General features: G+C 62.6%; 21 protein-coding genes and 2 pseudogenes. 16 read left to right on the top strand and 7 right to left on the bottom strand.

From position 1 onward, the window contains the following. Window positions 1–670: SDR family NAD(P)-dependent oxidoreductase (locus CWO91_RS27995; protein WP_130218137.1), on the top strand; the 670-nt coding region annotated here is incomplete at its 5' end. Window positions 671–686: 16 nt separating this feature from the next. Here CWO91_RS27995 and CWO91_RS28000 read toward each other — a convergent pair. Genes CWO91_RS28000 through CWO91_RS28015 form a run of 4 tightly spaced genes read right to left on the bottom strand, consistent with a single transcriptional unit; the run spans window position 687 to window position 4,962 of the window. Beyond that, entirely contained in the window at window positions 687–1,385 is a 699-nt protein-coding gene (locus tag CWO91_RS28000) for a molybdate ABC transporter substrate-binding protein (protein ID WP_130218139.1), read from the bottom strand. After that, a complete protein-coding gene (locus CWO91_RS28005; RefSeq protein WP_130218141.1) occupies window positions 1,382–3,505 on the bottom strand; it encodes a xanthine dehydrogenase family protein molybdopterin-binding subunit in 2,124 nt (707 codons plus the stop codon). Before CWO91_RS28005 ends, CWO91_RS28000 begins: the two co-directional genes overlap by 4 nt. Continuing rightward, on the bottom strand, window positions 3,502–3,972 hold the full coding sequence (locus tag CWO91_RS28010) for a (2Fe-2S)-binding protein (RefSeq protein WP_130218143.1): 471 nt from the start codon (window positions 3,970–3,972) through the stop codon (window positions 3,502–3,504). The genes CWO91_RS28005 and CWO91_RS28010 overlap by 4 nt, the downstream gene beginning before the upstream one ends. 15 nt (window positions 3,973–3,987) lie before the next feature. Next, on the bottom strand, window positions 3,988–4,962 hold the full coding sequence (locus tag CWO91_RS28015) for a Bug family tripartite tricarboxylate transporter substrate binding protein (RefSeq protein ID WP_165405754.1): 975 nt from the start codon (window positions 4,960–4,962) through the stop codon (window positions 3,988–3,990). A 233-nt stretch (window positions 4,963–5,195) separates the two neighbouring features. Between CWO91_RS28015 and CWO91_RS28020 the strand changes: the two genes are divergently transcribed. Together CWO91_RS28020 and CWO91_RS28025 are read left to right on the top strand one after the other, a co-directional pair. Then, window positions 5,196–7,286 (top strand): molybdopterin oxidoreductase family protein, encoded by a 2,091-nt coding sequence (locus tag CWO91_RS28020; RefSeq protein WP_130218145.1) that lies wholly within the window; start codon window positions 5,196–5,198, stop codon window positions 7,284–7,286. Between the two features lie 136 nt (window positions 7,287–7,422). Further along, window positions 7,423–8,205: an enoyl-CoA hydratase/isomerase family protein gene (locus tag CWO91_RS28025; RefSeq protein WP_130218147.1), complete on the top strand. Its 783-nt coding sequence runs from the start codon at window positions 7,423–7,425 to the stop codon at window positions 8,203–8,205. 47 nt (window positions 8,206–8,252) lie between these two features. On the opposite strand, the gene CWO91_RS28030 is transcribed toward CWO91_RS28025, so the two are convergent. Continuing rightward, entirely contained in the window at window positions 8,253–9,554 is a 1,302-nt protein-coding gene (locus CWO91_RS28030; protein WP_130218149.1) for a hypothetical protein, read from the bottom strand. 1,616 nt (window positions 9,555–11,170) lie between these two features. On the opposite strand from CWO91_RS28030, the pseudogene CWO91_RS28040 reads away from it, so the two are divergent. From CWO91_RS28040 to CWO91_RS28050, 3 genes and pseudogenes are all read left to right on the top strand, one after another. Further along, window positions 11,171–11,497, top strand: a pseudogene (locus tag CWO91_RS28040) (DNA-binding protein); the annotation flags it as partial. A 116-nt stretch (window positions 11,498–11,613) separates the two neighbouring features. Next, the gene (locus CWO91_RS28045; protein ID WP_130218151.1) at window positions 11,614–12,675 is read left to right on the top strand and encodes a DUF7146 domain-containing protein; all 1,062 of its coding nucleotides are present in this window, start codon (window positions 11,614–11,616) and stop codon (window positions 12,673–12,675) included. Between the two features lie 330 nt (window positions 12,676–13,005). Then, window positions 13,006–13,928 (top strand): annotated as a pseudogene (locus tag CWO91_RS28050) (DUF2493 domain-containing protein). 788 nt (window positions 13,929–14,716) lie between these two features. Here the strand turns inward: CWO91_RS28050 and CWO91_RS45105 are convergent. Further along, window positions 14,717–14,845, bottom strand: a complete 129-nt coding sequence (locus tag CWO91_RS45105; protein ID WP_276486167.1) for a hypothetical protein — start codon at window positions 14,843–14,845, stop codon at window positions 14,717–14,719. Between the two features lie 259 nt (window positions 14,846–15,104). Between CWO91_RS45105 and CWO91_RS28055 the strand changes: the two genes are divergently transcribed. Next, on the top strand, window positions 15,105–15,416 hold the full coding sequence (locus CWO91_RS28055) for a DUF736 domain-containing protein (protein WP_130218153.1): 312 nt from the start codon (window positions 15,105–15,107) through the stop codon (window positions 15,414–15,416). Between the two features lie 370 nt (window positions 15,417–15,786). Next, window positions 15,787–16,977, top strand: coding sequence for a DUF932 domain-containing protein (locus CWO91_RS28060; protein ID WP_433995580.1), 1,191 nt, complete (start codon window positions 15,787–15,789; stop codon window positions 16,975–16,977). 144 nt (window positions 16,978–17,121) lie between these two features. Here the strand turns inward: CWO91_RS28060 and CWO91_RS28065 are convergent, their stop codons facing one another. Beyond that, window positions 17,122–17,349, bottom strand: a complete 228-nt coding sequence (locus CWO91_RS28065; RefSeq protein ID WP_130218189.1) for a helix-turn-helix domain-containing protein — start codon at window positions 17,347–17,349, stop codon at window positions 17,122–17,124. A gap of 219 nt (window positions 17,350–17,568) precedes the next feature. Here CWO91_RS28065 and CWO91_RS28070 point away from each other — a divergent pair, with 219 nt between their 5' ends. The 8 genes from CWO91_RS28070 to CWO91_RS28105 all read left to right on the top strand — a co-directional run bounded on the left by CWO91_RS28070 (window position 17,569) and on the right by CWO91_RS28105 (window position 22,246). Beyond that, a complete protein-coding gene (locus CWO91_RS28070) occupies window positions 17,569–17,841 on the top strand; it encodes a DUF2285 domain-containing protein (protein ID WP_130218157.1) in 273 nt (90 codons plus the stop codon). A 166-nt stretch (window positions 17,842–18,007) separates the two neighbouring features. Continuing rightward, a complete protein-coding gene (locus tag CWO91_RS28075; RefSeq protein ID WP_130218159.1) occupies window positions 18,008–18,202 on the top strand; it encodes a transcriptional regulator domain-containing protein in 195 nt (64 codons plus the stop codon). Window positions 18,203–18,281: 79 nt separating this feature from the next. Next, the gene (locus tag CWO91_RS28080; protein ID WP_130218161.1) at window positions 18,282–18,779 is read left to right on the top strand and encodes a DUF2285 domain-containing protein; all 498 of its coding nucleotides are present in this window, start codon (window positions 18,282–18,284) and stop codon (window positions 18,777–18,779) included. A 132-nt stretch (window positions 18,780–18,911) separates the two neighbouring features. Beyond that, entirely contained in the window at window positions 18,912–19,193 is a 282-nt protein-coding gene (locus CWO91_RS28085; protein WP_092295092.1) for a helix-turn-helix transcriptional regulator, read from the top strand. A gap of 21 nt (window positions 19,194–19,214) precedes the next feature. Then, the gene (locus CWO91_RS28090; RefSeq protein WP_130218163.1) at window positions 19,215–20,096 is read left to right on the top strand and encodes a replication initiator protein A; all 882 of its coding nucleotides are present in this window, start codon (window positions 19,215–19,217) and stop codon (window positions 20,094–20,096) included. Window positions 20,097–20,385: 289 nt separating this feature from the next. Further along, window positions 20,386–20,850 carry a DUF2840 domain-containing protein gene (locus tag CWO91_RS28095; RefSeq protein WP_130218165.1) on the top strand — a complete coding sequence of 155 codons (465 nt, stop codon included), beginning with the start codon at window positions 20,386–20,388 and terminating at the stop codon, window positions 20,848–20,850. Continuing rightward, entirely contained in the window at window positions 20,847–21,359 is a 513-nt protein-coding gene (locus CWO91_RS28100) for a S26 family signal peptidase (RefSeq protein WP_130218167.1), read from the top strand. Before CWO91_RS28095 ends, CWO91_RS28100 begins: the two co-directional genes overlap by 4 nt. After that, the gene (locus CWO91_RS28105) at window positions 21,359–22,246 is read left to right on the top strand and encodes a lytic transglycosylase domain-containing protein (protein WP_245471393.1); all 888 of its coding nucleotides are present in this window, start codon (window positions 21,359–21,361) and stop codon (window positions 22,244–22,246) included. Before CWO91_RS28100 ends, CWO91_RS28105 begins: the two co-directional genes overlap by 1 nt. The last annotated feature ends 159 nt before the right edge of the window (window positions 22,247–22,405 follow it).

Consider the following 22,405-nt stretch of genomic DNA (forward strand, 5'->3'; position numbering starts at 1 on the left):
CGACGCGGCGGAGGCGACCGCCGCCGGCATTCGCGACAAGGGCGGCTGGGCGGAAGCAGCTAGCTGCGATGCCGCGAGCGCTGCGGACGTCAACGCGCTGGCGAAAACCGTGATGCAGAAGTTTCCGCGGCTCGACGTCGCCGTGACGACGCCCGGGCTCAACATCCGCAAGACCATCCTCGACTACACCGAGGAGGATCTCGACCGCGTCCTGAACCTCAACGTCAAGGGCACGGTCTGGTTCTTCCAGGCTTTTGGTCGCATCATGGTCGAGCAGAAGGGCGGCAGCATCATCGCCTGCTCCTCGGTGCGCGCGGTCACCATCGAGCCGGGCCTCGGCGTTTACGGCTCGACCAAGGCGGCGATCGGCCTCCTGGTGAAAGGTTTTGCCTCCGAGGTCGGACATGCCGGCGTGCGCGTCAACGCGATCGCGCCGAGCATCGCCGAGACCGCGCTGACCGGCCCGTTCAAGCAGCGGCCCGACATCTACAATCTCTACGCCGGTCACACCGTGTTCAATCGCTGGAGCAGCGCCGACGAGGTCGCCACTGCCGTGGCCTATCTCGCCTCGGATGCCGCGAGCTACGTCAGCGGCAGCACGCTGTTCGTCGATGGCGGCTGGACTGCCGTCGATGGCCCGCCGACCGGCCTCACCCAGCTGCACAAATAGGGGCGGTCATCGGCATCTAGCCGGTAAAACCCTCGCGCTGGCGCAGCTCCTTCCGGTCTGCGCTGGTCAGCAGCGCGATCAGAGCGGCCGCCTCCCTTGGATGTGCGGCCCGCGCGGTGACGCCGGCCGTGTACATCGTCACGAGTTCGCAGCCGGGCGGCAGCGATCCTGACAGCGCGATGCCGTCGGTCGCGATGATCTCGGTCGCCTGCGTGCAGCCGATCGGTCTTTGCGCGGTGGATGCCGCAAGCTCCCGCATCGCGGTTGCGCCGTTCGGAAAGATCTTGAGGCGTGAGGCGACCTCATAGGCGATGCCGAGCTGATCCAGCACTTTTGCGACGTGCTGTCCCGCGGTCGAGGCCTTGGTGTCGGGGACGTAGATCGCATCGGCGCTGCGCAAGACCTCGCGCAAATCGGCCTCGCTCTTCACCGTCACCCTGGGATCGCGGCTCCGAACCGCCAGCGCGGTCTCGACGCGGCCGACATCGGCGATCGAGGAGGGCGTGACAAGCTTCTCCTCGGCAAGCTTTGCAAGCAGCGCTTGCGTCAGGATCACGAGATCGGCCGGCGTTCCCGCTCGCAGCTTGTCGGCCATGAACCCGACCGCGCCGAACTCGCCGTCGATACTGAGGCTGGTCTGCGCCTTGAAGGCGTCGGTGAGGCCGCGCACCAGGCCCTGCGCTGCGCCACCGCTCAAAATGTTCACTGTCGTCACGATGCAAGCTCCGCCGCTGCAATGATCCTGTCGCGCGTGATCGGCAGGTCGCGCACGCGCACGCCGAGGCAGTCATAGACCGCATTGGCGATCGCTGCCGTCACCGGGCCGTGCGCGGCCTCACCGGCGCCGACCGGCTCGATCTCCGGCCGCTGGATGATCTCGACATCCACCGTCGGCACCTCGCTGAACCTCAGAATCGGATAATCCGTCCAGGTCGCTGACGTGATGCGCGTCCGATCGAAGCGGACACGCTCCTTCAGCACCCAGCTCGTTGCCTGGATCGCGCCGCCCTCGATCTGGTTGATGACACCGTCGGGATTGATGGCCTCGCCGACATCGACAGCAAGCGTCAGCCGCTTCACGCGGATGTCGTCGGTGCCTTCGATCTCGGCAATCGCGGCGCAATAGGCTCCCATGTTCTTGTAGCGCGCAAATCCGACGCCGTGACCGATGCCGGTTCGCTTCTGCGGCTTCCACGCGGCACGTCGCGCCGCGGCGCGGATGACGTCCTTGGCGCGCTCGTCGCGCAGATGACGCAAGCGGAATGCGATCGGATCCTCGCCGCGCAGGGCGGCGATCTCGTCGAGCAGGGACTCGATGGCGAACACGTTGCCTTGCGCGCCGAGGGTCCGCAGCGCTGAGGCGCGCACCGGCATCGTCAGCAGCCGGTGGCTCGTGATCGTCCAGGTCGGGAGATCATAGAGTGGAACGGCGTTGCGATCAGCGCCGCCGCCATTCGCAGCCGGCGGGTTGGACGAGATCATGCGCGGGTAGGGGTTTGCGATCTCGGTTGCCGCAAGCAGCGCCGGCTGCGCCGCGCGTCCGGGCCGCGCCGCATGGCCATTGCTCCAGATCGTATGGCGCCAGCCGGTGATCTCGTTGTCGGCATCGAGATCGGCCTCGATCTCGATGGCCATGGCCGCGCCGAACGGGGCATGGGACATCTCGTCGTGGCGCGACCACTGCACCCGCACCGGACGGCCGCCCGTGGCCTTCGCCAGCAGCACGGCATCGAGCGCGACATCGTCGGCCGCATTGTGCCCGTAGCAGCCGGCGCCCTCCATGTGCTCGACGACGATGTTGTCGGCCGGCCGCTTGAGCACGATCGCGAGATCGGCGCGCAGCAGATAGACGCCCTGGCTGTGGGTCCAGACATGGACGCGATCGCCATCCCATTGCGCCATGGCGCAGGACGGCGCGATCGAGCCGTGTGCGATGTAGGGGCGGGTGTACTGCCGGCGCAGGGTTTGGGCCGGCCTGTCCGTCGCTGCCGTCCTGGTGTCGACGACATCAGTCTCGACCGGCTGGCTTCTTAGGAAGCCTGCCAGATCATCTTCGTCGGGCAGCGGATCGCCGGCCGACCATGTCGCGCCCTTGCCCAGGGCTTTCACCGCGGCTTCCGCCGCGGCCTCGCCATCAGCAACCACGCCGGCAAAACCGCCGTCGCGGACGACGGCGACCAGGCCAGGGACAGCGCGCGCAGCCTCCTCATTGAGCGCAATCAATTTGGCGCCCGAAACCTCCGGCCGCAGCACGCGTCCGTGCAAAAGACCCGGTAGCGCGCAGTCGTGGATGAAGCGCGGCCGCGCGAACACCTTGTCGGGAATGTCGACTCGCTGGACCGAATGCCCGGCGAGGGCGCGCTTCGTAGCGCTCTTCGCTGTCGCGCTTGCGGTCGCGTCGTGATCAAGAGAAACCTCATCAGCCAGCTCCCAATAGCTGGTCCTGACATTGCCAGGTCCCGAGATCGTGCCGTCATCGACAGCGAGCAGCGCCGCATCGATGCCGAGACGCTCCGATGCAGCGGTGAGGAAGCGCTGGCGCACTTCGGCACAGGCGTGGCGCAGCGCGCGGCCGGATTGCTGAATCGACAGGCTGCCCGAGGTGACGCCCTCGTTCGGGCTCATCGCCGTCGAGGCGCGGATCATCTCGATCCTGATGATGTCGACATCGAGCTCGTCCGCCGCAATTTGCGCCAGCGCCGTGACGATGCCCTGGCCGATCTCGACCTTGCCCGGCGAGATCGCCACGCTGCCTTCGCCGGTGAATCGCACCCAGGACGACAGTCTTGGATTCGCCGCCAGGCTGACCGGCAGTTTCGGGGCAGGGACCGTCATAGGGCTGCCATCTCCGACGCCGCCCGCAGCACCGCGCGGACCATGCGATTATGCGATCCGCAGCGGCACAGATTACGATCCAGTGCCGCTTTGACCTCGGCCTCCGTCGGTAACGGATTGCGCTTCAGCAGTGCTGCCGCACTGATCAGGATCCCCGAGACGCAATAGCCGCATTGCATTGCCTGCTCGGAGATGAAGGCGCGTTGCAGCGGGTGCGGTTGCTCGACCGTGCCAAGGCCTTCCACCGTGACGACGTCCTTGCCCACGACCGACCACATCGGCATATCGCATGAAGCCATCGCGCGGCCGTCGACCATGACGTAACAGGCGCCGCACTCACCGGCGCCGCAGCCGAAATGCGCACCGGTGACAGCGAGCCGGCTGCGCAGCACGTCGAGCAGCGTCTGGTCAGGATCAACATCCACGGCCATCGCTGCGCCGTTGAGCTGGAATTGAATGGCAGGCATTCTCGCTCTAAGGCCTCACGACTTGTCGAACTTCTTGACGACGTCGGCCCATTTCTCGATGTCGCCGCGCAGGAATTTCTCGAACTGTTCCGGCGTCATCGACATGGGCACGGCGCCCTGTTCCGTCCAGAGCTTGACGATGTCGGGTCGCTTCACCATTGCGTTGACAGCCGCATTGAGCTTGTCGATGACAGGCTTCGGCGTACCCGCGGGAGCCATCAGGCCGAGCCAGATCGTCGCCTCGTAGCCGGGCACACCGGCTTCGATCGCGGTCGGCACGTTGGGCAGCACGGCCGAGCGCTGCTTGCCGGTGGTGGCGAGCGCGCGCACCTGGTTCTCGCCGATGTTCGGCGCCATTGCCGGCACCGCGTCGATCATCATCTGCACCTGTCCGCCAATCACGCCGCTACGCGCCTCGCCGCTGTTGCGATAGGGCACGTGGACGATTTCGACGCCGGCCATGGCTTTGAACAGCTCGCCGGCCATGTGATAGGGGGTGCCCTGGCCGGAGGAGGCGTAGTTCAATTTGCCCGGCTGCGCCTTGGCGAGCGCGATGAACTCCTGCAGCGTCTTCGCTGCGACTTGCGCGTTCACCACGATGACGAGATCGGAATAGTTCACCGGCGCGATCGGTGCGAGGTCGCGCATCAGCTCGTACTTGCGCTTGTCCGGCGTCAGCAGCGATTCGTTCGCGGTCTGGGTATTGGACATCATCAGCAGCGTGTAGCCGTCGGGCGGCGACTTCGCCGCTTCGACCGTGCCGATGACACCACCTGCTCCTGTCCGGTTCTCGATCACGAAGGGCTGGCCAAAGCTCTCCTGGAGCACGTTGCCGATCAGCCGGGCCGCGACGTCCGCCGGTCCGCCGGCGCCAAAGGGCACCACGATCCGGACTGCGCGGGTAGGATAATCCTGCGCCAATGAGGGGGCTGCGGAGAAGGCGCCGAGCAGGCCGACGGCGACCATCAGCACGAATCTTCGGACTTTCATGCCCACCTCCCTGATGTCGTTCTTGTTGGCCGGCACTGTAGCGGCAGGGGATGCGGACTGTCGACGGCTCACAAAGCCGATCGCGCCGGAATATCGGGACGGTCTCGGTGTGGCCGCGCCGCTCTTCGCAGTCGCGGCAGGAACCGGCCGCGCACGTGATCTGAGCAAATCGCATGGGCATTGCCGGATAAATGCCCTCGGCTGATAGGTATTTTGGTGTTACGAAATTGGCCATGAACCAGCACGCCAAAATCGAAATCCGCCATTCGACCTGTCCGCATGATTGCCCCTCGGCTTGCGCCCTCGATGTCGAAGTGATCGAAGGCCGCAGCATCGGCCGCGTGCGCGGTTCGAAGCAGCAGACCTATACGGCCGGCGTCGTCTGCGCCAAGGTCGCCCGCTACGCCGAGCGCATTCATCACCCCGAGCGGGTGACTTTTCCGATGCGCCGCATTGGGCCGAAGGGCTCCGGGCAATTCGCGCGGATCTCCTGGGACGAGGCGCTGGACGAGATTGCCGATCGCTTCAATCAAGCCGAGCGCGAGTTCGGCGCGGAATCGATCTGGCCCTATTACTACGCCGGCACGATGGGTCTCGTGATGCGCGACGGCCTCAACCGCCTCACCCATGTGAAGAAATATTCGCGCTTCTATCAGACCATCTGCGCCAATGTCGCCCGCATCGGCTTCGCGATCGGCACCGGCAAGATCGCCGGCGTCGATCCGCGCGAGATGGCACTATCCGACCTCGTCGTGATCTGGGGCACAAATCCCGTCAACACCCAGGTCAACGTGATGACGCACGCCTCGCGCGCGCGCAAGGAGCGCGGCGCGAAGATCGCTGCCGTCGATATCTACGACAACGAGACCATGAAGCAGGCTGACATCAAGATCATCCTGCGGCCCGGCACCGATGGCGCGTTCGCCTGCGGCGTCATGCACGTCCTGTTCCGCGACGGCTATGCCGACCGCGCCTATATGGACAAATACACCGATTGCCCTGATGAGCTCGAGGCGCATCTGAGGACGCGCACACCGGAATGGGCGTCCGCCATTTGTGGCGTGCCGGTGTCGGAGATCGAGGCCTTCGCCAAGGCGGTTGGCGAGACCAAGCGCACCTTCTTCCGCTTCGGCTACGGCTTTACGCGCAGCCGCAATGGTGCCACGCAGATGCACGCGGCAAATTGCATTCCCGCAGTGACCGGCGCCTGGCAATATGAAGGCGGCGGCGCCTTCTTCAACAATTACGCGCTGTGGCATTTCAACGAATCCATCATCGAAGGCCACGACGCGATCGACAAATCCACGCGCGCCCTCGACCAGTCGCAGATCGGCCGCATCCTCACCGGCGATGCCGAAGCCCTGCAGGGCAAGGGCCCGATCAAGGCGATGCTGATTCAGAACACCAACCCGATGACGGTTGCGCCGGAGCAGGCGCTGGTTCGGCAGGGCTTTGCGCGCGAGGATCTGTTCGTCGTGGTGCACGAGCAGTTCATGACCGAGACCGCCGAGATGGCCGATATCGTGCTGCCGGCGACCATGTTCATGGAGCATGACGATCTCTATTACGGCGGTGGCCACCAGCACATCTCGGTCGGCCCGAAGCTGATCGACCCGCCCGGCGAATGCCGCTCCAATCACGAGGTGTTGCAGGCGCTGGCGCCGCGGCTCGGCGCGAAGCATCCTGGTTTCGAGATGACGCCCCGTGAATTGATCGACGCGACCTTGAGGCTCAGCAATCACGGCGACATCGCCGGCCTTGAAGCTGATATCTGGCGCGACTTGCAGCCGGATTTCCGCACCTCGCATTATCTCGATGGCTTTGCCCATGCCGACGGGAAATTCCATTTCAAAGCCGACTGGGCGCATCCGCCGTTCGGTCAGACGATGGGCGATTTCGACAAGATGCCGTCGCTGCCGGATCATTGGGCGGTGATCGAGCACAGCGATCAGGCCCATCCATTCCGGCTGGCGACCAGCCCGTCGCGCAGCTTCCTCAACACCACCTTCAACGAGACGCCGTCCTCGAAGGCGCGAGAGGGCCGGGCCAGCGTCATGATCCATCCCCTGGACGCGGCCGCGCTCGACATCGCCGATGGCGATGCGGTGACGCTCGGCAACAGCCGCGGCGAGACCACGCTGGTCGCAACACTGTTCGAGGGCGTGCGGCGTGGTGTGCTGATCGCCGAATCCGTTCACCCGAACAAGGGTCATATCGGCGGCCGCGGCATCAACATGCTGACGGGCGCGGACACCATCGCGCCGATCGGCGGGGCGGCATTCCACGACAACAAGGTCTGGATCAGGAAGGCGACCGCGGGCTGAAGCACGCTGTCGTTTCGATTGCTCTATAAATTTGCGTCGAGGCGCTAAAGCGGCGCCTCGCCGCAGATTGCGCTTGCACCTGGCGCCCGAGCTGCCGCAAATGACAGCAAAGCGGAGCCAAGGAAGCGAGCGGGCCATGAGCGACACCACAGCCGTCATTACCGAGAAGCGCGGGCAGGCGTTCTGGATCACCATCAACCGGCCGGAGAAACGCAACGCCCTGAACGGCGACGTCATCGCCGGCATCACCAAAGGCTATCGCGACGCGCATGACGATAGGGACGTCCGCGTTATCGTGCTGACGGGCGCGGGCGACAAGGCGTTCTGCGCGGGTGCCGACCTGCAGAATTCCGGCGCGGCTTTCGCGATGGATCATTCCAAACCAAATGTCGACTATGCCGATCTGTTACGTTTGTCACAGAACGCCACCAAGCCCGCGATTGCGCGCCTCAGCGGCGTCTGCATGGCCGGCGGCATGGGCCTTTTGTGCATGACCGACATGGCGGTCGCAGCCGATCACGTCATCTTCGGCCTGCCGGAGGTGAAGGTCGGCGTGTTTCCGATGCAGGTCCTGAGCCTGCTGCAGAGGATCGCGCCGCCGCGGCTCGTCAACGAATGGGCGCTCACGGGGGAGCCGTTCGACGCCAAGGCGGCGCAGGCCGCGGGCCTCCTCAATTACGTCGTGCCCTCGGCCGAGCTCGATGCCAAGGTCGACTGGCTGATCGGCCGCATCGTCGACAAATCGCCGACCGCGATCCGCCGCGGCAAATACGCCATGCGCGCGATCGCCTCGATGTCGTTCGACGAGAGCATCGCCTACACCGAAAGCCAGATCGCTCTGCTCGCGATGACCGAGGATGCCAAGGAGGGCTTGAAGGCGTTCAGCGAGAAGCGCTCGCCATCGTGGACGGGAAAATAGGCGATCATTTCGGGCACGGTTGGATGCTGTGGTCGTTCAATGCACCGCTATTCCGCGGAATGATCGGCGCTTAGTCGAATAAGGAGTGATCTTGTCCGCTCCTCGCGACGCTTCTTTGTGGCCGTGATCAACTGCTTCCCGGTGCGCTTGGCGTAGGTTGGCAGTTGGCGGCTTGATCTATGACGGCCTGCGGCGCGCAACTCTGCGTCCGTGAGATCGCTGTCGGCACCTTCGGTGAAGCCTCCGTGCCGGAAGGAAGTAAAGGAAAGTTCCTGACGAAGGCCGGCCTCCGCGATGATCTGCTTTACCACGCTGCGCAAATAACGCAGGTCCTTGCGTGGCGTAATCCATGGAAGCGGGGTTGCCGACCGACGATGGGCATGGTCACGCCGGAATACCAGGCCCGGGAGCGAGGTCTTTTTAAGCTCGTCGAGCTCGTCCATAAGTTCAGGAAAGAGAGGGGCGCCCGTTTCATCTAGTAGTGGCCACCAGGCTTCCTCTCCATTCTTTGGGTGCACGATCCTAACGCTGTTTGGCCGTTCGCTAGGACGGTAGTGCGACATGTCGAAGGAGCCAAACACGTGCTGCTCCCGCTGCAGCCATTCCCATGACAACAAAGCAGCAGTTGCGATCGAGCGATAGTCGAGCCTTTTCGCGGCAGCCCTGAACGCAACCAGTTCATCCCAAGTTGCGGTTGGTGTGGGCCGTATCGGCTGGCCGGGCGCACGTGATCTTAATCCCATCCGTGAAAATGGATTGCTCGCTGGTACCACTTTTTCTTGGGCGCGCTGGCCAACGAACCAGGCGCGTCGGCAGCTCGCCATGGCCACATTTGCATAGCGACGACGCTCGCGGACGACGACCTCTCCATTCTTGCGTACTTTTGTTACGACTAGCAGCTTTCCATAAACTGCGTCGACAAAGGCCTTCGTGAAATCGGACAATTGCTTCGACCCAACGCGACTTCCATCTTTCAGCTCGTGATTGGCAAAGAGCGCGAGGCTCCTTTTGTACTGGCGCTGAGTGGTGCTTTCGATCTCGCCCCACTTCTGGTGAGCTTGGAAGATGCCGACTAGCCAATCGAATGTGCCGGGTTCGGGGGAGGCCGGCATCATGTCACTTAGGCCCCGTGAGTGCCAACTGTCGAATGCGGGCAAGAGGACTTTCTCAACCCGCTCGACGGCACTGGCATAATCGCTCCCTAAAGCTTCAGGGCTCAAATCGCAGCCCTGCCGACGAGCCCAGGTTGGCGGCGCAAAATAATAAGCCACCGTATTGTTCGCCAACAGTTTTCGTTGACAATATCGAGGAAGCTTTTGCGCCGTATCAACTGAGATCATACCAGACATAAGAGATCCTCCGGCTCCCTGGCGTCACTTCTTCCAATAGGTGCTGCGAAGTGATCCATGGTCGCCTTCGACCAGACTGGCTGCCGCAGCCGTCCTGTTCCGCGACAGCTGACCGGTGGCGGTGCGTCTCCTCGGCGGATCGCGCGCGCAAGTTCGCCTGTGTCCTTAAAGTCCAGGTAGGCGGCGGCCATATCCGCTCTCATCATCGCTGGCCAGGTTCCAGCGGGTGGGTAGCGAGCAGGCAGCGCGGTGCGTCGTGAAGATGGGCGGTCTGATCTCACTAATGGGGCCCGCTTAGGTCCAACAAGAGCTGAATTCGCTGAACAATGACGTCCGATCTGGAAGATCTAGATGATCTCTACTCGTGGTCGGTGGAGCGAGAGTCGCGATGGGTGATAAAATGGACTTTTACGATCAAAGAGTTTTTCGCTCTACTGCGCAGTGCGACCTAGCGGGGATAGGCCAAGTTAGCGCGCGAAAAGGAGACCTTGGCGTGCAGTTCTCGAGGAGAATCAATTCTGATCGGCAGGACCCCCAAAAGTGGACATAGTCATTATCGCCGTTGGCAGTCGTCGGGGGGCCGCTAGCAGGCAGTCAACTGCTTTAGATGCATCATCAATGGCTTTTCCGACAGATTCGCCGGTGGACTTGCATTAAGTATGTCGGAGCGTTGTCCGGTGTCGGAATTTGGATGTGCGCGCTGCACCAGACCGGCTATTTGTCGAAGCATGGCAAATTCGTGCATGTGTTGGGCCGCTCGCTTATCGATCCACCCGGTCATTCCCGGCCACCTCATTGCATAAGCCAGCCGTGAACTGACGGCCTATAGCTACACGCTTGAAGCAGCCGGTCGATTCAAAGCCGAATTTGCAACCAGAGACGAAACCAGTTCAGGTGAGAAGAACTAAGGAACATTTTCCCATGCTCCAGATCAGGATCTGTGGAATGCAGAGGAGTGTGCGTTAGGAAATTTCGTCCTCCGACTGGCGGAGTCCCTCGCTTGCGCGCGTGCGGCTGCCGCCGCACCGGGCTCTCGTGAACCGAGCCGCTTTGCGTCTCGGCCTGCGGCGTCGATCCCTCGCGCAGAGACTAGCGGTGCTCCTCGCCGGGGGCACTCGGGAAAGGGGCTCGCCTGCGGCGATCGCTATCACTGCCCCGTTTCCGGGTGCCGCTATTGAACCGGTCTCGTCGCTGCACTCGGACCCGCGTGCCCCTTCGGGTCGCTATGCTCACGCTCTCCGGGTGCCATTTTTGGTTGAGGCGACGTGCCGTTGGCGCGCGCCTAGCCACGCCTGCAGCCCAAGGCACTTCAATCCCATCAAGAATCGGACGCTGGCGGTCTGCGTCGCAGAGTTCGCATTCTCTGATACAGACGCCGATCTTGCCGTGGCGGGTTATACGACTGCCTTCGAAGGCAATCGCGCGATTGTGAGAACTTCTTCACAAGCCAGCAAGCTCATGAACTAGCTCGTTGGAGTCTTGCCGGATTCCCGGTCGACATGATGACTACGAGCGGAGCGGGAGGCGGGAGGAGAGTGAAAGGTTTGCGGCGGTTTTTCCGCGATGGGTTGGAGGCCGAGAGAGTGGCTCCTGGCCGCCCGTCGTGGAGAACCGAGATGACGGAGGCTGTCCAAAAGATCACCCTGTCGCCTTCGCGCGACATCCCCTTCAACAAACTGGTACTCAGACAATCGAAGGTTCGGCCTCTCAAGGCCGGAATTTCGATCGAGCAATTCGCCAAAAGTATCACACACCGTACGCTTCTGCAGAGTCTCAATGTGTGGGCGATTGTGGACGCGGAAGGCAAGGGGACCGGCATGTTTGAGGTGTCGGCGGACGGCCTTCGCTACCGCGCGCTCGGACTTCTCATGAAGCAGAAGCGAATGGCGAAGGCGCAAGCCTTTCTTTTTGTCGTGCGCGAGGGCGGCGTCCTTGAAGACGAGATCATGTCCTGGAAGCTGCGCATGTTCATGCCCACGGACGCAAGCGGCATCGAGATCCTGTCGAAAGTGCTCGACAGTTATCCGCTTGCACCCATCGGCGAGCGGGAGGCTGCGTGATGTCCCGCGAGCCTTGCGAACTGGCACGCCGCCTCGCGCGCGAGGCGGAGGCGGTGTGCCGACACTATCTCTCCAATGGCAAGCGGTCGGGTCGGTACTGGGTCGTCGGTGACGTCCACAACACGCCGGGGCGCTCGCTGTTCGTGCGCCTCCAGGAATCACCTAAAGGCCCAGCTGGCAAGTGGATCGATGCTGCGACCGCGGCACATGGCGATCTGCTCGACATCATCCGGGAAAGCCTGGCGCTGCGGAGTTTCCGCGAGGTCGCCGAGGAGGCGAGGCGCTTTCTGAAGCTACCTCGTTCTGAGCGGCAATCTACCCCGAAACTCGTTCGTCCAACAGTGCTGGCAGGATCGCAGAAAGCCGCCCGCCGGCTCTTTGCGATTTCCGACCCGATTGGAGGGACGGCGGTCGAAACATATTTGCGCCGTCGTGGGATAGCCCGTATCCACGATGGTGGAAGCCTGCGCTTCCACCCACGTTGCTACTATCGAGCCGACGAGCGTTCGCCGGCCGAGACCTGGCCAGCGATGATTGCCCGCGTCACGGACCTCGATGGACGGATCACCGGTGTGCACCGCACCTGGCTCGATCCAGTTGGCTTTGATCGAAAGCGGCTTGGCAAGGCTCCGGTTGACACACCACGACGTGCCATGGGCAACCTGCTAGGCAACGCCGTTCGCTTCGGCGCGGGGGACGATGTGCTCGCTGCTGGAGAGGGTATCGAGACCATGCTGTCGCTGCGGCACGTGTTGCCGACGTTGCCGATGGCAGCCGCGCTTTCGGCCAACCACCTCGCAGCTATGTTGCTGCCAACTGGCCTGCGTCGGCTCTATATCGCACGCGATGCCGATGCCGCCGGAGATGCCGCACAGGCTATTCTCACCCAGCGCGCGGAAGCCGTCAGCATTGAAGTGATCCCGCTATCGCCGCGGGTGGGCGACTTCAACGACGATCTGCAAATCTTCGGCTCTGATGCCATCCGAGAAGCGATGCGGCGTCAACTCGTCCCAGAGGACGTCACCCGTTTCCTGCATTCGTCGACGGTAGCCGCTGGATAGCTCCGGTGCTTCGATCAAAGTCGACAGGTCTATCATCGAGAGGCGTTTCCGGAAGAGCACGCGTCCTCGGCCTTCTAGAGGGCGATCGGACGGCAAGCGGCCCAGGCCGGCAATGGCTACATCCGGCTATTTTCCGCCGCGCGCATGCAACAAGAAGGCGCATTGTCTATCTGGTCCGCGCGCTTTTGCATCGCGAAGCAAAATAGCCGGCCTTCGCCATCCTCCGCTGCCGCTCTGGCCCTTTCGGGTTCTGGCCCGTTCCGCCCGCCGTCTGAGTGATCGCCACGAAGGCCGCGATGGGCGCGGCCAACCCGGCAAAGGACCTCTTCGATGACCGACCACCACGACATCGAATCCCCGCACACCTCTTCTCCAACTGACCACATCCTCACCGAACTACAGCTCTTCGGCTATCGTCCCTTCGACGACCAGCCCGATCCACGGCCGCTTCCCGAGGCCAAGATGATCGCCGGCGCCACTTCCGAAATCTTCGATGCCCTGGTCGCGACGTTGAGCGACACGCGGCTTGAGCCGGACCTTAATGATCTGCTCTGGTCGACGTCAACCTATTCCATCGGGCCGTCGACCGCATCGGACGTCAACTCGACGACAACGAACAGGCGCAACAAAAGAGCCAGCGCGAGCAGAACGGCTCCGAAGTCAGATCGGTCGAGCTCGAACGCCTGACGGCGGAAGGCATCACATTGATCGAGCGCCGCAACTGCCTGGAGCTCTTCCGCGATCAGGCCATCGAACGCTTTGAGGCTCACACCGGATCATCCTGGCGCCCTCGGTCAGGATCACTGGTGAATCACCGCGCATTGACCGCAGCGATGATCGACTCCCGCGACTTCATCGCGGCCAAGCGTCGTGCCGAAACCGAGGTCTTGTTGCCGCCGGGCCCGAAGATCGCACTCACAGGCGGGCTCGACTTCAACGACTATCATCTCATTTGGGATCGTCTCGACAAGGTTCATGCCAAGCATCCCGACATGGTCCTACTCCACGGTGGCTCTCCCAAAGGGACCGAACTGATCGCCTCCAAATGGGCGACTAACCGGAAGGTGCCTCAAATCGCCTTCAAGCCCGACTGGACGAAGCACGCCAAGGCAGCACCGTTCAAGCGCAACGACGCCATGCTCGAACTCTTGCCGATCGGCGTCATGCACTTCCCGGGCACGGGAATTCAGGACAATCTCGCCGACAAGGCGAAGCGGCTCGGCATCCCTGTCTGGAGGTTCGGCGGCGCGTGAGCGCCGTCTTCTCCACTCCAAGCCGTCAAGGCGGAATTGCTTAAAGGCGCAACTCCGCCTCCTTTCGCTTTCAATATTCCAGAGTTTCGCCGTGGTGGTGGAAGCGCGACGGGTACATCTATGCACAGGAGCCACCACCGTGCTCGCCCTTGCACTTGTTTCTGAACACAATCGGCATTGGCTTTGTTCTGCTGGGCCATCGTTGCGAGTGCTGTGTATGTCCTTCTGTGTTTCCTCGCACTAAGTATCGGGATGATCGCGTTTCATGGCGGCGCCGGCATCGTCTGGGAGCAGTTCGCGAACGCGTGAGCGGCGAGACCGCCGAGCGAATGTGGATATGAAGCAGATCGACATGGCGGAAGCCGCGGAACAGTTGCTGGCGACGACCGCTTGGCGCTCACTGCTGAGAACGACCAAGCCGGAGAAACGGGCGGCTGCGCCAAACGAGGCGCAAGGCTGTGATGCATACTCGCTGCGGAGGACACAAGAGCCGGTGCCGCCTGAGCGGTCCCGGTCAGCATCAAAGTTTCGGCCGCGCGCCTGCCCGGCGCGCGGCCGACACAGCGGCGTCCGCTAAATGGAAGGCATGCCATGATCAAGGCCTCGATCCCTCTGATCTATGCCGTTTGCGGCAGCAAACGGGACGGCTGTATCGTGCTCGTCAATCAGCAGCAAGCGATGAGGCTGGACGCATTGATCGTGTGATGCCTGGAGCATTTGAGATTGCTGTCTGGGGATTACCCCGGTCGCATTCTCGCACCTAGCACGCGGGAATACGAAGTCGGGCGCTAGCGTTTGCCAAGATGCGTCTTTCTTGCCGTTGATGCTCCGGCGCCAGCAGGCGTTCGATCGACCCAGGTATGTCCTTGTGCTGCGTCGGCATCGGCCGCCATGGTGGTCTCCGTCAGTTCGTTCATGGCGCGTCCAACGCAACCTCGAATGGGCTGATCAGGCCCGAGGGACGGCAAGAGCCTCGATCGCCTTCCCGCAACGGCTGCGCCTGCTTTTTTCCCCTGCCGCGAAGAGGCGACATTCCTCGCGGAAGACAAAAAAGCAGGCTATCGCCGTCCTCCGCTAGCGCTGCGGGCCTGAAGGCTGCGGGCCGATCGCTCCCCGGGCCAAGGATCGCCATCGAGGCTGCGATAGGCGCGGCCCGAGCAACAAACGGAGACCACCATGGCTACCATCGGCAACTTCACCGCTTCGGACAATGGCTACATCGGCTCGATCAAGACGCTGACGCTGAACATCAAGGCACGCTTCGCCGCATCCGAGAAGGACAACGAGAAGGCGCCGGACTACCGCATCTTCGCCGGTATGATCGAATTCGGCGCCGCCTGGAAGAAGACCGCCCGCGAAACCGATCGCGAATACCTCTCGGTCAAGCTCGACGATCCGAGCTTTCCGTCCCCGATCTACGCCTCGCTGGTGAAGGTCGAAGGTGACGAGGGCTTCACCCTGATCTGGTCCCGCCGCAACGGCGACTGATCCCTCGCGATCAAAAGCCCCGCCTCCTTGGAGGCGGGGCTCTTTTGCGCTTCTTGCGCCGCTTTTGCGGGAAGAAGAGCATTTTTCTTTGAAGAGATTGCTAAGGGCTCCGCCCTCGCGCGGGCAAGGGTGAAGCACGGCTCGCCGTGCCGGCCGGAGCGGTATCCCCGGTCTTCCGCGCAACGGATCTTCATGACGACGATGTCGTCAGGCGCGTGCAGACGCGCGCTGTTGGCGCGCCCTTATCAGGCGGGTGATCCCCCTCCGCGTCCTGCCGCCCTTGCCCTTGCTACCCCAGGTCTCGCCGACGGGCAGGGTTGCAGCGCAGCGCTGCGCTTCAACCTCAGCCCATAGGAGAATGACCATGAACATGATGACCCTATCCCAGAGCGAACGGCCTGCTTCGGGCGGTTTTCGCGTGGATGTATCGCGCGGCCAGCGGATCGGCCGCGTGTCGTCCGAGTGGTTTGCGCGACCGGATGACGAGCGCTTTCTGAATTTGCCGGACCTCTATGAGGCGGTACGAGGACGAGCCGAGCGCGCGCAGGCGCGAACGGTGGAGAGCCGGGCCATTCGGATGGAGGCAAATCGAGACAATTTGGAGCGGCTGGCCCTGACGGTACCGGGACGTAACGAGCCGGTGGTGCCGACCCATTGGAGCTTTGGCCAGTTGTGCACGCTGGTCGGTGCGCCGACATCCTATCTGCGGCAGCTTCCCGCGGCCCTGTCCGCCATCAATCTGCAACACGGCCTGCTGTCGCATCGCGCCGAGCTCGTGAAGACCCTGGAGACCAATAGCGGACGTGTTGAGCTTCGTGCTGTTACCGGGCCGGACTATGGCCGCATTTGGGATCATGAGTTGGTCGCCGCGGTCATGAAGATCGCGGGTAATGGCACCGGTGACACGCGGTGGAAGGTGCCGGGCGTGATGGATTGGGCGACCATGACCCACAATCCCTTTGTGGACGTGACCAGGGACACGACCACGCTCTACGCCAGTGACCGCGACGTGTTTCTGTTTCTGGTCGACGACACCAACCCAATCGAGGCGGGGCGCCTCCCGGACGGGTCGCCGGATTTGTATTTCCGGGGATTTTATTGCTGGAACAGCGAAGTTGGCAGCAAGACGCTGGGTATTGCCAGCTTCTATCTCCGCGCCGTCTGCATGAACCGCAATCTCTGGGGCGTGGAGAATTTCGAACAGATCAACATCCGGCATTCGAAATTCGCCGCGCGACGGTTTGCACATGAGGCCGCGCCCGCGTTGACGAGCTTTGCCAATTCCTCGCCCGCGCCATTCGTCGACGGCATCAAGGCTGCGCGGGAGCGGATTGTTGCCCGCACGGACGAGGACCGGGAGACTTTCCTCCGCAGGGGTGGATTTTCTAAATCCGAGGCCTCGAAAATCGTCGAAACCGTTCTGGGCGAAGAAAACCGCAAGCCCGAAAGCATCTTCGATTTCGTGCAGGGCATTACCGCATTTGCTCGTGGCAAGGCTCATCAGGACACGCGGCTTGAACTGGAAGGCAAGGCAAAGCGCTTGATGGAGCGTGCAATCTAACACTGTGAGCCGCGCAATCGGGATGGGTCGCGCGGCTTCGCTCAATGTCTGATGCGCCGCCGCCGATCCGGCAAGCCGGATCGGCGGCGGTGGCGCGTATCCGCGTCCGGCGCTCGCCGGGCCTCCGGCCCGGCTCGCGGAAGGTCAGGATCGAACCTTGGACACTTTCTCCTCAAGCAGATCTGCAGGCCGGACCTCCAACGCTTGGGCAATCTGCCAGATAGTGAGCAATGTCGCGTTCTGCAGCCCTCGCTCCAAGCTGCTTACAAAGGCCCGATCGACGCCCATGCGTTCCGCCACTGCCTCTTGGCTCAAGCCAAGGGCCAGTCGAAACCGACGCGCGTTCGCTCCAAAGACCTTGCGAATATCCATCCGCAGGATAGGAAGCAATCGCGTATTTCGGCGCTACGTGTTATAATACGCGGAGCTTGGATGAGGGTCACGGACGGAGTTTCGAAATGTGGGAACGCGGCCTCTTGAACGCTCGCCCGGGCGGGTGGCATGCCATATGCTACGACAGAGAACTGTTCGAGCCGAAAAGGCTCACGCCTCGCGATATCATTTCCGATCCCGCGTATATTGTAGTCACTGATGTCGAAGCCACCGCTTGATCCTGACGTCGCGGATGTCGCGCCGAACGAGCCGGCGTGGACGGCCTATGACAAACAGCATGTCGTCACGTACATTCGCCTTCTGCAGGCGGACGGTCAGGGCGCGGACTGGCGGGAGGTCGCGCGAATCGTCTTACACGTCGATCCGGACCGAGAGCCGGAACGTGCGCGGAAGGCATATCAGAGTCATCTTGCGCGCGCCAAATGGGTGACCGAGCAGGGGCGTCTTTTACGCGGCGCCGGCTCAAAATAGAAGAAAATCGCCGACTATCGGTTTGCAGCCAAAACAATTTTCTCCCGCTAACCAGTGGTCATTCCGGTGCACCACGTGGTGCCAAACTAGGGGCTTCCTACAACCGCCTCGTTCATACCTATTGCGCTGCAATCCTTGTTAGCTGCGTGCAATGGGGGCGGAAGCAATGCCTGAATTCGACTGGCGGTCGCCGGATTCCTACAAGAGCCTACAAGACGCCGAGATCACCGACATCGCCTGGGAATGTCTCCGCCGCAACGCCGACTATCGGCGTGAGTATGGGGTGATGATTGCCAACAGCCCGAACGGCGAAGTGACTGAGGAATTCAGGAGGAGGTGGGGCATCTGCTTTCGCCCATGACCCGCAGAGGTCATTCGACGAGCAGACGATCTTTTGGGCACCTGAGGTTTTAGCGGCGGTCGTTCCGGTCAAGGTCGCAATGGCCGACGACGGCAGGGTGCCGTCTCAGCCACTGCTCGACTTTACAGCCGGCCAAGTACGCCGCGCTGTCGACGGCTGGCATGCCGTGCTGCGCATCGGTTCGGTGGACCACCGCATTTGGTCCAAGCACGCGCCAGTGCTCGGCGCGTCATACACAGCCGAATTGCCGTTTGATGGCGATTTCGACGCGCGTGCGTATGCAGCCCGGCGGCTGTGGCGCGCGATGAATGGACGCGCGCCAGGTCCTGCATTTCACGAACTATCCAGACAGCGGCGTGAACGCCTGAGCGTCACGATCCGCTCGCTCGATGCTTACAGCGCCGGCGGTAGCTATCGCGTTATCGCGGAAGCGCTGTTCGGCAAAAGGCGCATTCCCGATCGCGCCTGGAAGTCGCACGATCTCCGCAATCGAACGATCCGCCTGGTGCAAGGCGGCCTCGCGCTGGTGCGCGGGGGCTACCGCAAACTTCTGCGGCCCGGGCGCAGGGACGAGTAGCGTCGTCCGAAGGGGTGCCGAAAATCGTACCCCCAAAATTCGGCATCCCCCTCCGAGATATTGCTCCTCCATGATAACCGCACACACGCCGGCCTGGCCAAGCGTAGTGCGCTGTCCTCTTGGAGTTCTCAAATGCCCGATCCGATGGCCGGTCTTCCCCCGCGATTCCTGCGTACACCTGAGGCCGCGCGCTATCTTGGCCTATCCGGTCGCACGCTCGAGAAGCACCGCACGTACGGTACTGGACCGACGTATCGGAAGATCGGCGGACGTGTTGTCTACGCCGTCGATGACCTTAAAGCGTGGGCCGACCGCGGCGCCAAGACGTCGACCTCCGACCCCGGCAAGGGCACCGTGCTCCCGGCCAAGAAGCATCCAGTCCTGCGTCCTTATGCAGGCCAGGAACGTCGCTGATCACGCGTGGAAGCAGTGACAATGCGACGCAAACACCAATCCGAGCGCGACCAGCTTGAGCTCTTTCGGGCGCTGCCCTGCGATCCTGCGCCCCGCGACGCGCAGGATCTGATGGCATATCCGTTCTTCTCCCTCGCAAAGACCAAGCGGATCGTGCCGATCGATTTCCGTGCCGGCGCGATCGCAATACGGGTCGAAGCCGTGCCGGAACACGGCATGGCGACCATCTGGGATGCGGACGTTCTGATCTGGGCTGCTTCCCAGATCGTCGAAGCCCGTGACGCCGGCTTGAAGACGTCGCGCCCGATGGCTGCAACGCCTTACGAGATTCTGACGTTCGTCGGCCGCGGCACCAGCGCGCGCGACTATGACCGGCTGAAGGCCGGTCTCGACAGACTCCAGTCAACGACCGTGCTGACGTCGATCCGCCAGGCGACAGAACGGCGACGGCATCGTTTCTCCTGGATCAACGAGTGGAAGGAGACAGCGGATGCAAACGGACGTCCATTCGGGCTCGAGCTGATCCTGCCGGATTGGTTCTATGCCGGCGTCATCGACGACGCGCTCGTGCTGACCATCGACCGTGCTTATTTCGATCTGACGGGCGGCCTTGAGGGCTGGCTTTACCGCCTCGTGCGCAAGCGTGGCGGTAGGGAGGAGGGCGGCTGGAGCTTTGACCTTGTGCATCTCCATGCCGAGTCCGGCATCCTCTCGCCGCTCAAGCACTTTGCTTACGACATACGCCAGATCGTCCAGCGTCAGACATTGCCCGGCTATCAGCTCGTGCTCACGCGCGACCCGAACGGTGCTGAGCGGCTGAACTTCGCGCCTTCGACTGTTGATCCCTTAACGGCGCGCTTGCGCCGGCGCGGTCTCATTCCAAATTCGGAGGACAACCTGTGAATCAGCTCGTGCTATCAGGGACCGCAACCCTCGTGCTATCGGGGACCCGATCCTCGTGCTATCGGGGACCGGAATCGAGCTTAAGAGTTTGTTTCTCGGCGCTTTCCCGCCGCTCTAACGTTACTAACCAGAAATCCTTCGGATTTCTTCTAATGGACCAAGCCGAAAGCCGCGGTGGAGGCGACCGGCAGCCGCAGGTAGCCGGACCGGTTTGGCTTCGCAAGCCGCACACGCGCTTCTCCGAACCTCAGGTTCACGTCTCCCAGTTCCGGTTTTGGGGAGCGGCGGCATGAGCGACCTCACCGAAGTGGAAGTGTTGTGGCTCGAGAAGCGCATTGAAAACCGCATTCGGTTCGGTCGCATTGTCGAGGAACGGAAGCTTGATCGTCACCGGCGGGTCCTGTCATTTGCGCCCGGCAACACCTTTGCCTTCGTCCGCTGGACCTCCAGCGACTTTGGCACAATCATTTCGCGGATCGAGATCTTGCGCGCGGTCGCACCGGGACAGCGCTGCTCGACAGTGCCTTATGTGAAGCCCGGCGGAGAGATTTTGCTGCGGCTCTCCGGTTGGCCGAAAGTCGAACGAGTGCTGCAGATGGTCGACGCCATCGAAGCGCTCGGCATTGATCCCGCCGACGTCGCTCCCGATCATTGGCATCACGTTCACAACCGTCTGTCCGTCAACGAAAACCCGCGCCCCTACACGAAAGCCCGCCACCAGGCATGGCTTCACCGGCAGAGGGTCATGCGATGACACCGCGGCTCAAGACGTTGACCACGATGCTCTGCGGTGCCGTTGCACTTATCGCACCAATCGTTCTGGAGATTACGCCGGCCTACATCTGGAATGCATCCGAGAGCGTACCGATCGGGCTCTACCGTGTGCAGCCGGCGGACAAACTATTCGTTGCGGAACTCCTCGCCGTACAGCCGCCGGAGCCGCTCGCGACCTTCCTCGACCTGAACGGCTATCTGCCAGCCGGATTGCCGATGCTCAAACGCGTGCTCGCGCTCCCCGGGCAGACCGTTTGCCGAAGCGGGCTCACCGTTTCGGTTGACGCCATCGAAGTGGGCGAAGCCCGAGTTCGCGACGCCCGTGGCCGTCCCCTCCCGAAATGGCAGGGCTGCCGCGTCGTCGGAGACGGCGAGCTCTTTGTCATGAACTGGCAGTCCACCAGCTCGCTGGATGGCCGCTATTTCGGGTTCTTGCCGGCATCGGCTGTCATTGGCCGCGCGCTGCCGGTGTGGACCTGGGAGGATTGATGGTGCCCGTATTGAGTTTTCGAACAGCTATTCCTCTGTTCGACCGAGTGCTGCACCATTCCTCCGTCCCGACCAACGATTGCGCGGCCGTCGCGCGCCGCGGCGGTCCGGGGCGCCGGCGCGAAGCGGCTTTACCCTGGACGGGCGCGAGCACGGCGGCACGCTTGAGTTTGTTCGAAGGGAGCCTGCGCGCTGTCGTACCGTTGTTCCTTGCGCTGACCGTAAATGACGCCGCTGCTGTCGCCGAGACGCGACCCGCGGAGCCTCCAGCGAGTCATCGAGCTGGCGATCCGTTTGCGGAGTTTGTCGAGCAAGCCTCGCGCCGCTTCGGTGTGCCGGTGCGCTGGATACGCGCAGTCCTGGACGTCGAAAGCGCCCAAGACGTGCGTGCCAAGTCACCGAATGGTGCCATGGGGCTGATGCAGATAATGCCAGAGACATGGGCAGAGCTGCGTCTGCGGTACAACCTCGGCGACGATGCCTACGATCCCCATGACAACATTCTTGCTGGGACAGCGTACCTTCGCGAGCTGCACGACCGGTACGGTTCACCGGGCTTCCTCGCGGCCTACAACGCAGGACCTGCTCGCTACGAAGAGCATCTGGCCGGCCGTCCATTGCCCGCTGAAACTCAGATCTATCTGCAGAAGCTAGTGCCGATCATCGGTGGCGACATTGTGGGTTCCGGTGCAGTTGCGAGTCTGCGGCCATCGGGGGGAGCGCTCTTCGCTGCGCGGTCTGAAAGTTCAACGATTGCGGCCCGGCTGCAGCTTGGGCGCCCAACGAACCGAGGTCCAACGGGCACCTCCGTCCACGACATTTCGGCCATCGCGCCACAGACAACAGGATTGTTCGTCCTGAGATCTGATCTGGGAGGCTCGCGATGAGCGAATGCGCAAGCTCGCATGCATTGGCGCGGCCTGGAGAAGACTGGGCGGAAAGGCGAGCACAGTGGGGAGGCACGGCAGCAGGACGGCGAGATAAAAGGGGCTCGCCGGTTGAACCGCAAGCGATTGACATGGCTTGGGTTCCGGCGTGCCGGTCGA

Source organism: Bradyrhizobium genosp. SA-3 (assembly GCF_004212635.1).
Taxonomy (GTDB): domain Bacteria; phylum Pseudomonadota; class Alphaproteobacteria; order Rhizobiales; family Xanthobacteraceae; genus Bradyrhizobium.

Coding starts and splice junctions, on each gene's coding strand:
- CWO91_RS28005 (WP_130218141.1), bottom strand. CDS start 3,505: ATGACGGTCCCTGCCCCGAAACTGCCGGTCAGCCTGGCGGCGAATCCA.
- CWO91_RS28010 (WP_130218143.1), bottom strand. CDS start 3,972: ATGCCTGCCATTCAATTCCAGCTCAACGGCGCAGCGATGGCCGTGGAT.
- CWO91_RS28015 (WP_165405754.1), bottom strand. CDS start 4,962: ATGAAAGTCCGAAGATTCGTGCTGATGGTCGCCGTCGGCCTGCTCGGC.
- CWO91_RS28020 (WP_130218145.1), top strand. CDS start 5,196: ATGAACCAGCACGCCAAAATCGAAATCCGCCATTCGACCTGTCCGCAT.
- CWO91_RS28025 (WP_130218147.1), top strand. CDS start 7,423: ATGAGCGACACCACAGCCGTCATTACCGAGAAGCGCGGGCAGGCGTTC.
- CWO91_RS28030 (WP_130218149.1), bottom strand. CDS start 9,554: ATGTCTGGTATGATCTCAGTTGATACGGCGCAAAAGCTTCCTCGATAT.
- CWO91_RS28045 (WP_130218151.1), top strand. CDS start 11,614: ATGTCCCGCGAGCCTTGCGAACTGGCACGCCGCCTCGCGCGCGAGGCG.
- CWO91_RS45105 (WP_276486167.1), bottom strand. CDS start 14,845: ATGAACGAACTGACGGAGACCACCATGGCGGCCGATGCCGACGCAGCA.
- CWO91_RS28055 (WP_130218153.1), top strand. CDS start 15,105: ATGGCTACCATCGGCAACTTCACCGCTTCGGACAATGGCTACATCGGC.
- CWO91_RS28060 (WP_433995580.1), top strand. CDS start 15,787: ATGATGACCCTATCCCAGAGCGAACGGCCTGCTTCGGGCGGTTTTCGC.
- CWO91_RS28065 (WP_130218189.1), bottom strand. CDS start 17,349: ATGGATATTCGCAAGGTCTTTGGAGCGAACGCGCGTCGGTTTCGACTG.
- CWO91_RS28070 (WP_130218157.1), top strand. CDS start 17,569: ATGTCGAAGCCACCGCTTGATCCTGACGTCGCGGATGTCGCGCCGAAC.
- CWO91_RS28075 (WP_130218159.1), top strand. CDS start 18,008: ATGCCTGAATTCGACTGGCGGTCGCCGGATTCCTACAAGAGCCTACAA.
- CWO91_RS28080 (WP_130218161.1), top strand. CDS start 18,282: ATGGCCGACGACGGCAGGGTGCCGTCTCAGCCACTGCTCGACTTTACA.
- CWO91_RS28085 (WP_092295092.1), top strand. CDS start 18,912: ATGCCCGATCCGATGGCCGGTCTTCCCCCGCGATTCCTGCGTACACCT.
- CWO91_RS28090 (WP_130218163.1), top strand. CDS start 19,215: ATGCGACGCAAACACCAATCCGAGCGCGACCAGCTTGAGCTCTTTCGG.
- CWO91_RS28095 (WP_130218165.1), top strand. CDS start 20,386: ATGAGCGACCTCACCGAAGTGGAAGTGTTGTGGCTCGAGAAGCGCATT.
- CWO91_RS28100 (WP_130218167.1), top strand. CDS start 20,847: ATGACACCGCGGCTCAAGACGTTGACCACGATGCTCTGCGGTGCCGTT.
- CWO91_RS28105 (WP_245471393.1), top strand. CDS start 21,359: ATGGTGCCCGTATTGAGTTTTCGAACAGCTATTCCTCTGTTCGACCGA.